At 69.1% G+C, this 14,379-nt stretch carries 13 protein-coding genes and 1 pseudogene; 8 read left to right on the top strand and 6 right to left on the bottom strand.

Going from position 1 to position 14,379, the window contains the following annotated elements; all coding sequences use genetic code 11:
• The first annotated feature begins 354 nt into the window (after window positions 1–354).
• From Actob_RS32650 to Actob_RS32655, 3 genes are read left to right on the top strand one after another with little or no spacing between them, the layout of a single operon-like run.
• Window positions 355–717 carry a YbaB/EbfC family nucleoid-associated protein gene (locus tag Actob_RS32650; protein WP_284915720.1) on the top strand — a complete coding sequence of 121 codons (363 nt, stop codon included), beginning with the start codon at window positions 355–357 and terminating at the stop codon, window positions 715–717.
• Window positions 714–1,028: a type VII secretion target gene (locus Actob_RS44125; protein ID WP_407653454.1), complete on the top strand. Its 315-nt coding sequence runs from the start codon at window positions 714–716 to the stop codon at window positions 1,026–1,028. The genes Actob_RS32650 and Actob_RS44125 overlap by 4 nt, the downstream gene beginning before the upstream one ends.
• Entirely contained in the window at window positions 1,025–2,173 is a 1,149-nt protein-coding gene (locus tag Actob_RS32655) for a WXG100 family type VII secretion target (protein WP_284915721.1), read from the top strand. The genes Actob_RS44125 and Actob_RS32655 overlap by 4 nt, the downstream gene beginning before the upstream one ends.
• A 291-nt stretch (window positions 2,174–2,464) precedes the next feature.
• Here Actob_RS32655 and Actob_RS44130 read toward each other — a convergent pair.
• A pseudogene (locus Actob_RS44130) lies at window positions 2,465–2,565 on the bottom strand (IS5/IS1182 family transposase); the annotation flags it as partial.
• Window positions 2,566–3,095: 530 nt separating this feature from the next.
• Here Actob_RS44130 and Actob_RS32660 point away from each other — a divergent pair.
• Genes Actob_RS32660 through Actob_RS32670 form a run of 3 tightly spaced genes read left to right on the top strand, consistent with a single transcriptional unit; the run spans window position 3,096 to window position 7,256 of the window.
• Complete coding sequence (locus Actob_RS32660) at window positions 3,096–4,532, top strand: arabinofuranosidase catalytic domain-containing protein (protein ID WP_284915722.1); 1,437 nt, start codon at window positions 3,096–3,098, stop codon at window positions 4,530–4,532.
• A gap of 43 nt (window positions 4,533–4,575) precedes the next feature.
• Window positions 4,576–5,811, top strand: coding sequence for a poly(ethylene terephthalate) hydrolase family protein (locus Actob_RS32665; RefSeq protein ID WP_284915724.1), 1,236 nt, complete (start codon window positions 4,576–4,578; stop codon window positions 5,809–5,811).
• Between the two features lie 35 nt (window positions 5,812–5,846).
• Entirely contained in the window at window positions 5,847–7,256 is a 1,410-nt protein-coding gene (locus Actob_RS32670; protein ID WP_284915725.1) for an RICIN domain-containing protein, read from the top strand.
• 93 nt (window positions 7,257–7,349) lie between these two features.
• On the opposite strand, the gene Actob_RS44135 is transcribed toward Actob_RS32670, so the two are convergent.
• The gene (locus tag Actob_RS44135) at window positions 7,350–7,634 is read right to left on the bottom strand and encodes a hypothetical protein (protein ID WP_407653457.1); all 285 of its coding nucleotides are present in this window, start codon (window positions 7,632–7,634) and stop codon (window positions 7,350–7,352) included.
• A 139-nt stretch (window positions 7,635–7,773) separates the two neighbouring features.
• Between Actob_RS44135 and Actob_RS32680 the strand changes: the two genes are divergently transcribed.
• Window positions 7,774–8,313, top strand: coding sequence for a SigE family RNA polymerase sigma factor (locus Actob_RS32680; RefSeq protein ID WP_284915726.1), 540 nt, complete (start codon window positions 7,774–7,776; stop codon window positions 8,311–8,313).
• Between the two features lie 137 nt (window positions 8,314–8,450).
• Complete coding sequence (locus tag Actob_RS32685) at window positions 8,451–9,335, top strand: hypothetical protein (protein WP_284915727.1); 885 nt, start codon at window positions 8,451–8,453, stop codon at window positions 9,333–9,335.
• 188 nt (window positions 9,336–9,523) lie between these two features.
• Here the strand turns inward: Actob_RS32685 and Actob_RS32690 are convergent, their stop codons facing one another.
• The 4 genes from Actob_RS32690 to Actob_RS32705 are packed head-to-tail and all read right to left on the bottom strand — an operon-like array spanning window position 9,524 to window position 14,373.
• Window positions 9,524–10,666 carry an MFS transporter gene (locus tag Actob_RS32690; protein WP_284915728.1) on the bottom strand — a complete coding sequence of 381 codons (1,143 nt, stop codon included), beginning with the start codon at window positions 10,664–10,666 and terminating at the stop codon, window positions 9,524–9,526.
• Window positions 10,663–11,973 (bottom strand): DegT/DnrJ/EryC1/StrS family aminotransferase, encoded by a 1,311-nt coding sequence (locus tag Actob_RS32695; protein WP_284915729.1) that lies wholly within the window; start codon window positions 11,971–11,973, stop codon window positions 10,663–10,665. The genes Actob_RS32690 and Actob_RS32695 overlap by 4 nt, the downstream gene beginning before the upstream one ends.
• The gene (locus Actob_RS32700) at window positions 11,967–13,019 is read right to left on the bottom strand and encodes an NAD-dependent epimerase/dehydratase family protein (protein WP_284915730.1); all 1,053 of its coding nucleotides are present in this window, start codon (window positions 13,017–13,019) and stop codon (window positions 11,967–11,969) included. The genes Actob_RS32695 and Actob_RS32700 overlap by 7 nt, the downstream gene beginning before the upstream one ends.
• Window positions 13,020–13,047: 28 nt before the next feature.
• Window positions 13,048–14,373, bottom strand: coding sequence for a hypothetical protein (locus Actob_RS32705; protein WP_284915731.1), 1,326 nt, complete (start codon window positions 14,371–14,373; stop codon window positions 13,048–13,050).
• Window positions 14,374–14,379 lie beyond the last annotated feature (6 nt).

Here is a 14,379-nt window from a genome sequence, read left to right on the forward strand (position 1 = left end):
CGTCGGCGCCGCGCGACCCGCCGGCCTCGTTGGCAGACATTCCCGCTCATCGCCCGGATGGATTCGATGCCAAGCGTGCAGGTCCGCGCACCGGCGCGCATACCGTGTGGCCCCTGTGCCGTCCCCACCGCAAGCCGAGCTGGCTCGAATCACCGCGATCTTGTGTTTCGCTATCTGCACGGCCGCCAGACGGATCCAACTGTGCCTTCGCCGCCCAGGCACGGCATCCTACATTGGTCAGCCCCGATGAATGCGTGGCCAGCCGACGGTTGCCGGGCCGCCGAACGATCGAGACTGGCGGACACAACCTCGCGTGGCGTTTCGGGAGGGCAATCGATGTTGGACAGCTCATCCTTGGACGAGTCGGAGAACTGGATCGATGACTGGCAGGAGGGGATTGAGGCACGGCTTGCTCGCACACGGGACTTCGCGAATCGATTGGGCGAGATGAAGGGATCAGCTCGTTCCGGAGGCGGCCTGGTGGAGGTCACCGTGGACAGCTCGGGCGCCCTTAATGATCTATACCTCGACGACGGCGTGCGCCGACACTCAGGACGGTGGATTGCCGAGCAAGTGCTTTCGGCCACCCGATCGGCGCGGGCCGAACTGGTCCGGCAGGCCGATCTCGTGGCACAACAGTCCGGCGCCGCCGATACCGCGGAGGGCCGCGCTTTACTGACAGCCCTGACAGCTCGTCTTCGCGACGGCGGGCAATGACCAGGCCGCTGAAGGTCCCTACAGAGGATTTGCGCCGGCATGCCGGCCATTTGGATCTCATCACTGACGGACTCAACATGGCCCGACGAGCCGGTAACGCGACCGATCCCGGTCCGGGATCGTACGGGCGACTCTGCCTGATGGTGCCAATCATGTTGAGTCAGCTGCAGAGACCGCTGCTAGAGGCGATCGAAATAGCCTCGCGGTCAGTCCAGGGAAACGCTGACTTGATCATCGAAGCCGCGGACCTCTACGAGGCTACCGACGACGCCCACGCGAATGAGATCCGGCACAGCGGAGGAGGCTGGTGAGTAACCCGCTCATCGCACCGCGCACCGAAATACCCAAGGATTCCTGGGCCGGGGTCTGGATCGTCGAGGACATCGAGATGATCCGCCGCGGGATCGAAAACGGCAGCTGGATCGACGGCACGCTCGGCGTCGTGGGAGCCAGTCTTGACGGCCTCGCCCTGATCAGCGACCCCCTCGGGGTCCTCCTTCAGTACGGCGCGTCTTGGATCATCGAGCACGTCAGGCCGCTCAGCGAGGCGCTGGACTGGCTCGCCGGCGACCCGGCGAGCATCGCCGCGAACGCAGAGACTTGGCGCAACGTCGCCAACGAGTTGCACCGGCAGGCCGAAGAACTCCGCGGGGCAGTCAGATTGGACTTGTCCGAATGGACGGGCGACTCGAGCACGGCATACCGCGATCGAACCGGCCAGCAGCAACAGGCCCTCGGCGCACTCGCCAAGGCATCGGAGACGATGGCGGTCATCACGGAAGGCGCCGGGTTTCTGATTGCGGCGGTCCGAGTACTGGTACGGGACGCAATTGCGACCCTGGCCTCGCGGCTCGTCGTCTACGCCGCCGAAGAAGTCGCATCGCTGGGGATCGCGACGCCGCTCGTCGTCGAACAGGTCACTACGCTGATTGGCTCCTGGACAGCCAGAATTGCCCGCTGGCTGAGGGGCCTCCTGGACAGCCTGCGCAAACTCCTGCCGGCCATCCGCCGGATCGGAGATCTTGTTGACGAAATCAAAAAAGTTCTTAACCGTATCCACAGCGGCGAGGAAGGTGCCGAAGCCCTCAACCGAGTCAAGAAGCGAGGCGCCGGGCCGGTCCAGCTGTTCAGCCTGGAGTCGGTACGCGGCATCGCCGCGAAGTATGGCATCGACATCGCCGGCTTGAGCATCTCTCTTGGCAGCAAGACCACCCGGGGCATCTGCGGCCGCACTCTGCCGGACGGTTCCATCGTGCTGTTCCCGACCGGCTTCCGCAGCGAGGAGGATCTGGCCAAGACCCTGGCTCACGAGCGGTTCCACCACGACGAACTGGCGGCCGGCAAGCCGTTCCCGAAGAACGCGGAGGAGTTCGACGCCTTCGAGGATCGGGCATACGCGCACGAGGAGCAGTGGTGGAACAATCAACCGATCCGTCCCGAGCAGAGGAAGCGATGATGGCGGCGTACGACCAGTGGCTGGATTCCTACAGCGCCGCCTATGACACGGTGCCCGGGCCTCTGCTCCTGCCATGTCCCAACTGCGGACACCAATGCCTTCAGCTGGTCTTCACCGGTGACCTCGACCGCATGGTTGGCTACGCTCACTTCTGGTGTGACCGCTGCCTACATGGCATTGGCATCTCACGCACGGCCATCCCGGAGCACGCCGTCGTTCAAGACATTCGGCAGCCCCGCGAGAGTCGGCGACCCGAGATTCCCAACTACCAACTGGTCCAATGAGCCTTTCTCATTCTGCGTAGCGGTTGGCTTCGACGTGGTGCATAACGAGGATGGCCGGCACAATCGGGGTCGCTCGGCGGGCCGGCAGCGCAGCTTTGTCACTAGCTTTCAGGTCTTCGAAGTCACGATGTCAATCCGCCAACCGCGGCCCCACCGCGCTGCGGCGCTGCGCGACCTGGCTGTCCAGCGCGCTCAACGAAGCCGTCCGCACCCGTCAGTCGCTTGTTATCGCTCTCGCGCGGCTTACGGGCACCCCCAGGTCCGGCCGGCCCACTGGCGAAATCGCCTTCGCCAACACCAGGTCCAGTGCTCGCAGGGTCGTAGGCGAGTAGCCGAATCCCTCCAGCTCCCGGTACCAGTCATCCGATCAATGGGCGATCAGCTCACCTGTTGTTACGCGAATAGGGCGGGTTAGCGCCAGCTGCAGACATAGACATCAGTCGTTTGACGTATGACGATGTGAACGTTAACTTCACCGACACATGGCGGCCGCTGCCGGCTGCCGGTGCGGCAGCCATCCACCGCGGTAGGCCCGGCGTTTGACGGCCGGACCAATGCCTCCACCGGCTCACCGGACGCGTCGCGCCGTGTGCGAAGCCTGTCCGCTGGGACTCGTCCTGTCCCGCAAGGAGGTCCTCATGAAAACTCGGTGGGTGGTGGCAGTCGCCGCCGCTTCGGTCCTGGCCGCCGGCGGAATCGTCACCGCGACCGCCGCGCACGCCGCGGCCGGATGCCACGTCGACTACACGATCAGCTCCCAGTGGCCCGGCGGTTTCGGGGCCGGCGTGAGCGTCAGCAATCTGGGCGATCCGGTCGACGGCTGGCGGTTGTCCTGGACGTTCGGAGCCGGGCAGACCGTGACGCAGCTGTGGAACGGCAGCTACACGCAATCCGGCGCTGCGGTGACAGTCACCAACGCGACCTACAACGCCGGCATCCCGACCGGCGGGAGCGTGAATTTTGGGTTCAACGGCGCCTGGAACAACAGCAGCAACCCGATCCCGGCCGCGTTCACCCTCAACGGCGTCGCCTGCACCGGCACCGTGACCCCGTCGCCGAGCACCACGACGCCGAGCAGCGACCCGTCGAGCACACCGCCGCCCGCACAACAGTCATGTGACATCTACGCCGCCGGCGGCACGCCGTGCATCGGGGCGCACAGCACCACCCGGGCGCTGTTCGGGGCGTACAACGGGCCGCTCTACCAGGTACAGCGGGCGTCGGACAAGGCGTACACCAATGTCGGTCTGTTGTCCGCCGGCGGGGTGGCGAACGCGGCCACGCAGGACTCGTTCTGCGCGAACACCACGTGCACCATCACCAAGATCTACGACCAGACCGCGAACCACAACGATCTGCCGATCTCGTGGGGCGGCCTCTGGAAGGGCCCCGGTCCCAACGGCGCCGACCTGGGCGCGGACGCCAAGGCCCTGCCGATCACCGTCGGCGGCCACAAGGCGTACGGCGTGAAGGTGACGCCTGGTGTCGGGTACCGGGTCGACAATGCCAAGAACGCGCCGACCGGCTCCCAGCCGGAGGGCATCTATATGATCACGTCGTCGAACTACGTGAACCAGTGGTGCTGCTTCGACTACGGCAGCGGCGAGAACTCGCACACCGACACCGGTAACGCCACGATGAACGCCATCGAGTGGGGCACCGCCTGCTGGTTCGGTGACTGGGCGAACAATCCGTGCGTCGGCACCGGCCCGTGGGTCGAGGCCGACCTCGAGAACGGCATGTACCACACCAACACCGGCTCCAACAAAGACCCGAACAACTCCGGCGTGCACTTCCCCTTCGTCTCGGCGTGGGAGAAGAACAACGGCACGTCCAACTTCACCCTCAAGTACGGCAACGCGACCAGTGGCGGGCTGACCACGCCGTACTCGGGTGCGCTGCCCAGGGGTTACTCGCCGATGAAGACCGAGAGCTCGCTGCTGCTGGGCACCGGCGGCGACAACAGCCACAGCGGCCAGGGCGAGTTCTTCGAGGGCGCCATCACCACCGGCTTCCCCACCGACGCCACCGAGAACGCGGTGCAGGCCAGCGTCGTGGCCGCCGCCTACCACTGAGAAGGCGCAGGCAACCGGACATCCCCGATCCCTGGAGTTCCCCATGCCCCGATCTTCCGCCGGCCGGCTCGTCGCCTGCCTCGTGATCGCCGTGCTGGCCGTCGCGGTGACCGTCACCGCGATCCTGACCCCCCGGTCCGCGTACGCCGCCGACAACCCCTATCAGCGCGGGCCCGACCCGACCGTGGCCAGCGTGGCCGCCACCCGCGGCACCTTCGCCACCGCGCAACTGACCGTGCCGGCCGGCAACGGATTCGGCGGGGGATACATCTACTACCCGACCGACACCAGCCACGGCACCTGGGGCGCGGTGGCGATCGTGCCCGGCTACTCGGCGTTGTTCGCCAACGAGGAGGCGTGGATGGGGCCGTGGCTGGCCTCGTTCGGGTTCGTGGTCATCGGCGTCGAGACCATCACCCGCTCGGACGGCGCCGACGCCCGCGCCACCCAACTGCTGGCCGCGCTGGACTACCTGACGCAGCGCAGCGCCGTCCGTGACCGGGTCGATGCCACCCGGCTGGCGGTGATGGGCCACTCGGCCGGTGGGGCCGGAACGATCCTCGCCGCCGAGCGACGTCCCTCGCTGAAGGCCGCCGTCGGGCTCGCACCGGGCACGCCGGGCAGTCTCAGCATGGCCACCGACCGGGTACCCACGATGGTCATCGGTGGACAGACCGACCCGACCGTGACCCCGGCCTACCTGAACAACCTGTACGCCGGCCTGCCCGCGGCGACACCCGGCGACTTCGTGCAGATCGCCGGCGCCGACCACCTGTTCTTCACCCGGGGGAACAACACGGAGATGAAAGTCCTGATCCCGTGGCTGAAGATCTTCCTGGACAACGACACCCGGTACACCCCGTTCCTGTGCCCGGCGCCGGCCGACCCGAGCGGCATCTCGCTGTACCGCGGCAAATGCCCCTACCTGCCGCCCGGCACGACGTCGCCGTCGCCGTCGCCGTCGTCCGTGAGTCCGTCCACCCCGGCCACCGGATGCACGGCCAGTTACCGGACGGCCGGCTGGTGGCCAGGCGGATTCCAGGGTGAGGTCACCGTCACCGCGGCCGGCGCGGCCATCAGCGGATGGGCCGTGAGCTGGACGCCAGGCAGCGGCCAGGCAATCACCCAGGTGTGGAACGGCACGCTGACCACGAGCGGCTCGGCGGTGACCGTCCGCAACGCCTCGTACAGCGGTTCGGTGCCGGCCGGCGGCTCGGTCACCTTCGGGTTCCTGGCCACCGGCACCCCGTCCGTCCCGGCACTCACCTGCGCCGGCTGACCACCCGAACCCGCGGATCCGTAGGGAGGAATCGAATGCGCAGGATATTGCTCGCGGCCCTGCTCGGGCTCGCCGCAACCGTGGCGGTCCAGGAACCGGCGCGTGCCGACACCATGCAGTTCCACGGAGTCAACTGGGCCGACCAGCGGGACAATTTCGTCAACGGGGTGCTCTACGTGTCCGGCCTCGGTTCGGCTGACACGTACTCCTCCGCGTCCGTCGTCGCCGACCGCGTGGTCGGCCAACTGTACGCGGTCACGGGCGCCAACACCGTCCGCATGCCGATCAACGAGCCGACCGTCGCGTCGTACTGGAACACCTACACCGGCGCTATCGACCAGGCGCTCGGCAAGGGCAAGGTCATCCTGGCGTACTGGGCTACCGCGAATGGCCGGCCGGCCGACGCCGGCGCCTACGACCGTATGTGGGACATCGTCGTGTCCCGGTACGCCGGCAACAGCAACGCCTACTTCGAGGTCATCAACGAGCCGTACGGGTATTCCACGACGGATCTGAACAACTTCTACAACTCCTGGCTGGCCCGGCACCCCGACGTGCCCCGTGGCCGGGTGATCCTGGACGGCGCCGGGCTCGCCCAGAACGTCGCCGCGGTCGGCCAGGACAGCCGGTTGAACTCGACCCTGCTCGCCGTCCACGACTACTCGTTCTTCGCCGGGTACGAGGACGAGACGTCGTGGGCGAACCACATCGCGAGCTCCATCGGCGGGTACGCCTCGCGGACGGTGGCCACCGAGTGGGGCGGCCCGATGAGTCCCGGCAGCAAGAACGGCGTCTCCTACGGCAGCATCGACTACAACATCCCGAGCGGCTCGTTCTTCGCCGACTACCTCCGCGGGGTCAGCAGCAAGCTGCGCGAGCTCGGCGTCGGTGGGGTCTACTGGCCCGGCCTGCGCGACGGCGACTGGTACAGCCTGACCCAGCGCACCGGCAGCGGCGCCAACATCAACCTGACGCTGACCAACGCGTCCGGGCTGAACCGGCTGCACTATTCGTGGGGCATCGGCACCGGCGGCACCACTACGGTCCGCATCGTGAACGCCGCCACCGGCCGGTACGCCGACGGACTGGGCCGCACCACGGCCGGTACCGACCTCGCCCAGGGGACCGACGGCACGAGCCCGGACCAGCAATGGGTGGTCGAGAACTCCGGAACCTACGTCCGGATCAGGAACGTGCACACCGGCCTGTACTTCGACGGCATGGGCCGCGCCACCAACGGCAGCGCGGCCGGGCAGTACAGCGGCTCTACCAGCGCCAACCAGCAGTGGAGCGTACTCACCGACGCGAACAACGTGCGGCTGCGCAACCGGGCCACCGGGCTGTACCTGGACGGGATGGGGCGGACGGCGAACGGCGCGAGCGCCGGTCAGTACGGCGACTCCACGAGCGCCAACCAGCGCTGGCGCATCGTCGCCGCGGGATGAGGTGAACTCGCGCCACTCCCGCATGACCTCGCCCCCGGCTAGCGTCTCATCGTCGCGTGCGCGGCGGTTACGAGACATCCCTCAGCTTGATTTTCAACCTGTGCGGCGTGGTCTGGGGCTGGTCGATTCTGGTGGCCGTGTTGGTGCTGGTGACGGTGTGGACGTCATGGCGGATCGGCGGGTGGCTGTCGCGGCGCCCGGATGGTCGTCCGGGGTCTGGCCGGGAGGGTTTTGCTCAAGGTCAGCGACCGGTTTCGGAAAGTCGCCCCGTGAGGTGTTCTGGTAGACGCGCTGCCGGGACACCCCGCCGAGGCGGCCACGGGTCTCATGGGCGCCATCAGGCGCAGCAGCTTCGATGGCACACCCGTGAGCGCCCATCAGGTGGTTCTGACGGCCATGACCCCGACCCCGCCGGGATCGGCTCCCTGGCCGATGACGCTGACTGCGCGTCCTTGGAGCCGCGCGCTTTGCCGCGGCGATTCGTCAACCTTTCGGCCCTCGACTACGTCTAACGATCATGAAGATCAGACGGCGCCGCCACACCGACGAGACGTTCATCGAGTTCGTGGCAACGCGCTCGGGTCGGCTGATCGCACACGCAGAGCTTCTCTGCGGCCATCATGAGCAGGCGCGCGACATCGTGCAAACCGTGTTGATCCGCGCTTACCGGCGTTGGCGGCACATCGAGCAAGACGACCCGTACGGCTATCTACACCGCGCGGTGACCAACGCGGTCACCGACTGGTGGCGCACCGCGCACCAGCGTCACGAACAACCAGTCGACGTGGTGCCCGACCAGCCGGCCACCCCCGAGAACACCTTCGAGGACCGCCGGGAGCTGCTCGCCGCCCTCGGTCACCTCACCCATCGGGAGCGCGCCGTCGTCGCGTTGCGCTACCTGGACGACTGCTCCGAACGGGAGACAGCCGACCTGCTCGGCGTCAGTCTCGGCACGGTGAAGTCCACCTGTTCACGAGCACTCCGCAAGCTACGAGTCACTCTCGCCGACGAGGAACCGCCTCCGCACCACACTGACGCCAACCCGATCACGGCCTGACGGAGCCCCTGATGCCTACCCAAGACCACCTGAGGAACGCTATGAACGAGATGGCCCGCTCCACTGATCCGTTGTCGCCCGCGGCGGTGCTGCAGTCCGCCCGGCGCCGCCAGACACAGCGGCGTCTCCTGGCCGCCGTGGCAACCGCAACGGCGGTCGTGGCGGTGTCCGTCGGAGTCGCCGCGCTCAACCCCGCCCGCCCGCTCGACAACCAGACCACCACGGACACCGGTGACGCCGGGCAGACACTGCGGAACTCCGTGACCGCGCTGCGTGCCGGCAACTACACCTTCACCCGAACCGGCGCCGGTTCGGTCGCCGACATTCAGCGTGGTGCGGTTCACCTGCCGGACAGCGTGCTGATCCAACACTCTGACACGTTCGCGGTGCTACGCACCGGCTCCGGCACGTACCTTCGTTACCTGCTCCACGTGCGACCCGAGGCACGGGACGAGTACCGGCAATACTTCCGGAAGCATCTCAAGGGCGCCCAAGCGGAGAAGGTCGAAAAGATCTATGCCCAGCTGGACGGCGAACACTGGACGCGCGCCGACGAGAAGAAGCTGGCGGACGCCGCCACCGTCGACGAGCAGAGCGGGCTGGACTCCATGGCGCGCCTGCCCACGTCCGGGCAACCCGACGCCACCGGCGCCGACGCCCTGATCGCCGCGGTGACCAGCGCTGAACGTTCCGGCAACACGATCACCGGCACGCTGGACGCCACCAAGCCGAACCCGCTCCTGGAGCAGCTGTTCAATGACCCGACCTACCTGTACGGCGTGGGCGCCACGACAATGCCTTACCGGGCGACCCTCGACGATCAGGGCCGGCTCACCGACTTCACCGTCACGATGCCCGATCATCAGATGGCCTCCCAGCCGGCCGGACCGGTCGATCCCGAGCCGCCACTGATCATCCAAATCTCGGAGTACGGCCGGACCGAAGCGCAGAATCCCCCGGCGCAGGTAAGCGGCGAGCTGACCACCGACGCCTACGATCTGCTCGCCCGCGACACGGACTGAGGACAGTCCGGGAGCCGGTCACCCGCGACCGCCGCCAGCCGCAGCCGGCGCTCTGGTACTACTCGACGCCGAAGAACGAGCACCTGCGCTGACGCTGATCCGCCCCCTGGTCACCGGCCCCCGCGGCGTTTTCAGCCGGACTGCATCCGAGCCCTTGTTCGACTGATGACCGGACGAGGACGCGGGTTTCAGCGGTTGCGGAGAGTGCGGCCCAGCATGCCCATCGCCGAGGTCACGACGATCAGGATGGACATCGCCGCGTGCAGGGAGGTCAGCGTGATCAAGGCGCCCATCAGGGGCGGGCCGGCGAGGAAGCCCAGGTAACCGATCGCGGAGACGGTCGCGACGGCGCCGGCCGTGGTCATCGGATCGTCCGCGGCGCGGCTGAACGCCACCGGTGCGACGGGGGCGATTCCCAGGCCGACCAGCGCGTATGCGACCAAGCCGGCCGCGGGGACCGGCACCGCGACGGCGAGGGCGGCGCCGGTGGCGGAGACCAGGGCACAGCCGGCCAACAGCCGGTGCGAGGGGAACCGGGACCGCAGCGGGTCGGTGGCCAGCCGCCCCACCACCATGCCCGCCGAGAAGGCGGCGAAGCCGGCCGCGGCCACCTCGCTCGGGGCGTTCCCGGCGTCATGGAGGAACACCGCACCCCAATCGTTGATCACGCCTTCGCCGAGCAGGGCGCAGAAGGCGATCAGGCCGAGCAGCCAGAGGAGTCGGGACGGCGTGGCCGGCCGGGTCCGCCCGGCTCGTCGCGCCGGCGCATCGGGCAGCAGCGCGACCGCCGCGACCGCGCACACTCCGGCCAGCACCGCGGAGGTCGCGGCGAAGTGTGCTGCCGGGCCGATTCCGGCACCGGCCGCCAGCGCTCCCACCGTGGCGCCGGCGATACCGCCGGCGCTGAGCATGGCGTGCTGACGGCCGAGCACGGGCCGGCCGACGGCACGCTCGATCAGCAGCCCCTGGGTGTTCATGGCGACGTCGACCGTGCTGTTGGCGAACGCGAACAACGCCAGCGCGCCGGTCAGCACGGGCAGGGTCGGTGCCACCCCGATCAGGGGCAGCGCGGCGAGATAGACGCCGGTGGCGGCCAGCAGCGCGCGCCGGCTCCCCCAGCGGGCGACGATCACGCCGGCCGCGGGCAGGCCGGCCACTGCACCGGCGGTGAGCCCGAACAGGGCGACGGTGAGACCGGCCACCGAGAGTCCCAAGCGCTCCTGCACGGCCGGGACCCGGGTGGCCCAGGTTGCGAACACCGCACCGGTGACCAGGAAGAAGGTGCCGACCGCCGGGCGTACGGGCGTCGTGACCCGGGCCACCGCGTTCATCGGCCGGCCGTCACCGTGTCGGCCCGGGCCATGGACAGCAGGGCGTCCCGCTCGTCGACCAGGACCTTGTGGAAGACCTCGGCGACCCGCAGCATGACGGCCTCGTCGTTCGGCGGGCCGAGCGAGCTGAACGTCTGCCCGAGAACCAGCCGCCGCGCGCAGATCTCCTCGGCGACCGGGTACTCCTCCGGCCGGTACCGGTGCGGACCGTCCGCGTGCCCGCACGTCCAAGGGCAGCCCCGGCCGTACCCCCGCATCTCCTGGAAGAGGGTCTGCGCCGGGACAGGCTGCGGCTGCCACCGCATGATGCCCAGGCCCTCGGCCCGAACCGCGCGCTCGACCGCGTCGCGGAACACCGGCACCGGGATGTCGGCGGCACCGAGGTCCTCGGGGCGCACCAGCAACGGATAGAAGAAATACACATGGGTACGGTCGGGCGGCACCACCGGCGGCCGGATGCCGGGCACTCCGTCGAGCGCGGCGGTAAGAGCGGCGCCATTCGCGATCCGCTGCCGGGTCATCTCCCCCAACCGGCTCAGCTGCGAGCCGGCGAACGCGGCGGCGAGAACGTCGATGCGGTAGTTCCAGCCCATCATCCGGGCGTTGTAGTCACGCCCCTGGCCGTCCAGTTCCTCCCCGAACATCATCACCCGGCGGGCCAGCCGCCACTGGTACTCGTCGCGGGTGGCGAACAGGCCGCCCTCGCCGAGAGCGGACAGGCATTTCGAGCCGTTCAGGCTGGAACCGCTGAGATCACCGAGGCCACCGGCGGGCCGGCCCCGGTAGGTGGCACCGTGCGACTGGGCGGCGTCCTCGATGAGGACGAGACCGTGCCGGCGGGCCACCTCGGCCAGCGCGTCGTAGTCGGCGGGTAGACCGTTCAGGTCGACCGCGATGATCGCCCGGGTCCGTGCGGTGATCCGCTCCTCGATCCGGGCCGGGTCCATGGCGAAGGTGGCGAGATCGGTGTCGACGAACACGGGGATGGCGTTGGCCTGCAGCACACACGAGGCCGACGCCAGGAAGGTGTCGGCCGGCACCAGCACCTCGTCGCCGGGGCCCACGCCGGCGGCCGCCACGGCCATGTGCAGCGCCGCGGTGCCGGAGTTCGCCGCGACGACGTACGGCATGTCACAGGCCTCGCCCCACGCCTGCTCGAGTTCCCGCACCGCCGTCATCGGCCAGTGCCACGGCACGGCCTCGTCCATCGCCCGCAGCACGGCCCGGCGGTCCTCCTCGACGACGTGCGGCCACGGCGCGAGGGCGCCCGGCGCCAGCACCGGAGTCCCTCCGTGTACGGCTAGCATGCGTCCGCTCCGGCGCCCGCGGTCTGCGGCACCGCGCGTACGGTGACGGCCGGTGTCCGGTGGAAGATCGCCGCGACGGTGGGCAGCTCGGGGTTCTCGCCGAGCAGGCCGGCGAGTTCCCGGATGCCGTCTGCCAGCGGCACCCTGGCCCGGAACCCGATTCCGGCCAGCTTCGAAACGTCGGCGACCAGCCGGTACGTGTCGCTGAGCACGGTGCGGTCGGGAACCAGCTCGGCCGGCCGCCCGGTTGCCGACTCGACCGCGTCGGCGAGCTGCCGCATCGACACCTCCTCCCCGGAGCCGAGGTTGTAGACCTCGCCCTCGGTGCCGGACTCGGCGAGCGCGACGAGACTGTCGCAGAGGTCCCGCACGTGGATGAAGTCGCGTGTCTTGCCGTCGACGTCTCCGACGACGGGAATGGCCCGCCGGTTGAGATGCCAGCGGAGGAATTGGGAGACCTCGCCACCGGCACGGCGCGGATCCTCACCGGGGCCGTAGACGACGAAGGACCGGCCGATCACCACGGGCAGTCCGATCGTCCGGTGCAGGCTGCGCAGCACGAGTTCGCCGGAGAGTTTGGAGGCGCCGTACGGCAGGAACGGCATCGTGCTGTGGTTCTCGGTCATCGGCGACTGCTCCGGTACGCCGTACACGATCGCCGACGACAGGTAGACCAGCCGGCGTACCCCCAGCTCGGCGCACGCGTTGCCGACGTTGCAGGTACCGAGCCCGTTGGTCTCGAAATCGAACCGGGGGTTCTCCACCGACACCGTTCCGCTGGCGTTGCCGGCCAGGTGGAAGACCGTGTCGACGCCGTTCAGGGCGGCGCGTACCTGGGCGTGGTCGCGCAGGTCGGCCCGCCGCAGGGTCACCCCGTCGAGTTCGGACAACTCGGGCGGCAGGTCGGACAGGTCCACCACGTGCACCCGCAGCCCCCGTTCGGCCAGGGCTCGCACCAGGTGCCGGCCGATGAATCCGGACCCACCGGTCACGGCCACGTCCGAGACGCCGGGCGGGACCAGCCTGGTCGCTGTCAGCTGGATCATGTCGTACTTCCCTTCGTGGTGTTCGAGGTCAGTGGGCGGCGACCGCGATGTTCTGCAGGCCGCCGTGGCGTTCGACGCTGATCACGCCGTCGGCGCCGTCGGGGAAGAACCGGGCCAGGCAGCCGCCGGGCCGTCCGCCGATGACGAACGGGCCGAGGACCGGGGCGACCAGCCCGGTGGTGACCGAGCCGTCCTCGGCGCGGACCGACATGGGATAGCGCAGCGACTCCACCCGCTCCTGCGCGATGCTGTCGCCGGCGTGCACCGCGGCGCCGACTGCCGCACGCCAGGTCGCGGTGTCGGTGTCCCGGCCCATCAGCACCTTCTCCCCCTTCATGCCGATGGCGCCCTTGAGCAGGAACCGCTCCGGGCACGCCAGCAGCAGCTCGTCCAGCCGGTGCAGGGCGCCCTGGTAGCGGACCTGCTGGGTGCCGACGACGCGCGTCCAGGGCAGGTACCGCTGGACGAGTTCCCGGTCCTGGGCGCTCATGCCCGGCTGCCCGGCCGAGGCGACGGCCAGCAGCTTCTTGTTGGACAGCAGCGCCGAGGTCTGCGAGGCCAGCAACTGGCATCCGGCCGCGAGCGCCTCGCCCAGCGGCGACCAGTCCAGGCCCATCTCGCCCCACTCCTGCACGGTGAAATGCCGCAGCCCGAGCGGGTAACTCAACCGGCCGTCCCGGGTGAACAGGCCGTCCATGAGATCGGTCGGTTCGAAGAACTCGGCCCGCAGGCCGCGCCGGCGCAGATAGTCGACCTCTGAGTCGAAGTACCGGGTGCTGGTCACGCCCCGGACGAGGTCGGCGACACTGCCCACCAGGGCGACGGCACGGTCGGTGCCCTCACGTGCGGCGGTCTCTTCGAACAGGTCGGCGCGGGCGGCGTACGGCCGGTACGCCGACAGTCCCCGGCCGGCGTAGATGTCGTCCACCCAGGTGTCGCCGAGCAGCTGGGTCTGCACGGCCGCGCCGACACCACCGCCGACGTTGTACTCGATGAGTTTGACGCCGTCCGGGGTGACGAACGCGTCGGGGCGGGCGATGCACGCGGCGTACCGCCATTCCCACTCGTCGTCGCCGGTGAACAGCGGCGCGGTGACCGGATCGATGCCGAGGGCGGCGAGCCGCTCGCCGCGGTCGTTGCCGAGCCGGCGTGCCGCACGGAACAGCACGCCGAGGACGGCGGCTGCGGCGCTGTGCAGTTCCTCGTACGTGGCGGCCGGTAACAGCACCGGATGCAGTGGTACCGGATTCGGCGGAAAGGGCACGTCGCGCATCCCGTGGCGCAGCCGGTCGCGAATCTCCTCGGGTTCGCCGGCCAGCAGGGGCGCGGGGGCCAGGATCTCACTGGACGTCATGGATCG

It is taken from the genome of Actinoplanes oblitus (genome assembly GCF_030252345.1).
GTDB classification, from domain to species: domain Bacteria; phylum Actinomycetota; class Actinomycetes; order Mycobacteriales; family Micromonosporaceae; genus Actinoplanes; species Actinoplanes oblitus.

What these genes read in the sequence shown, in the direction of transcription:
- Actob_RS44125 (WP_407653454.1), top strand. Translation starts at nt 714, where the DNA reads ATGACCAGGCCGCTGAAGGTCCCTACAGAGGATTTGCGCCGGCATGCC.
- Actob_RS32660 (WP_284915722.1), top strand. Translation starts at nt 3,096, where the DNA reads ATGAAAACTCGGTGGGTGGTGGCAGTCGCCGCCGCTTCGGTCCTGGCC.
- Actob_RS32665 (WP_284915724.1), top strand. Translation starts at nt 4,576, where the DNA reads ATGCCCCGATCTTCCGCCGGCCGGCTCGTCGCCTGCCTCGTGATCGCC.
- Actob_RS32670 (WP_284915725.1), top strand. Translation starts at nt 5,847, where the DNA reads ATGCGCAGGATATTGCTCGCGGCCCTGCTCGGGCTCGCCGCAACCGTG.
- Actob_RS44135 (WP_407653457.1), bottom strand. Translation starts at nt 7,634, where the DNA reads ATGGGCGCTCACGGGTGTGCCATCGAAGCTGCTGCGCCTGATGGCGCC.
- Actob_RS32680 (WP_284915726.1), top strand. Translation starts at nt 7,774, where the DNA reads ATGAAGATCAGACGGCGCCGCCACACCGACGAGACGTTCATCGAGTTC.
- Actob_RS32690 (WP_284915728.1), bottom strand. Translation starts at nt 10,666, where the DNA reads ATGAACGCGGTGGCCCGGGTCACGACGCCCGTACGCCCGGCGGTCGGC.
- Actob_RS32695 (WP_284915729.1), bottom strand. Translation starts at nt 11,973, where the DNA reads ATGCTAGCCGTACACGGAGGGACTCCGGTGCTGGCGCCGGGCGCCCTC.
- Actob_RS32700 (WP_284915730.1), bottom strand. Translation starts at nt 13,019, where the DNA reads ATGATCCAGCTGACAGCGACCAGGCTGGTCCCGCCCGGCGTCTCGGAC.
- Actob_RS32705 (WP_284915731.1), bottom strand. Translation starts at nt 14,373, where the DNA reads ATGACGTCCAGTGAGATCCTGGCCCCCGCGCCCCTGCTGGCCGGCGAA.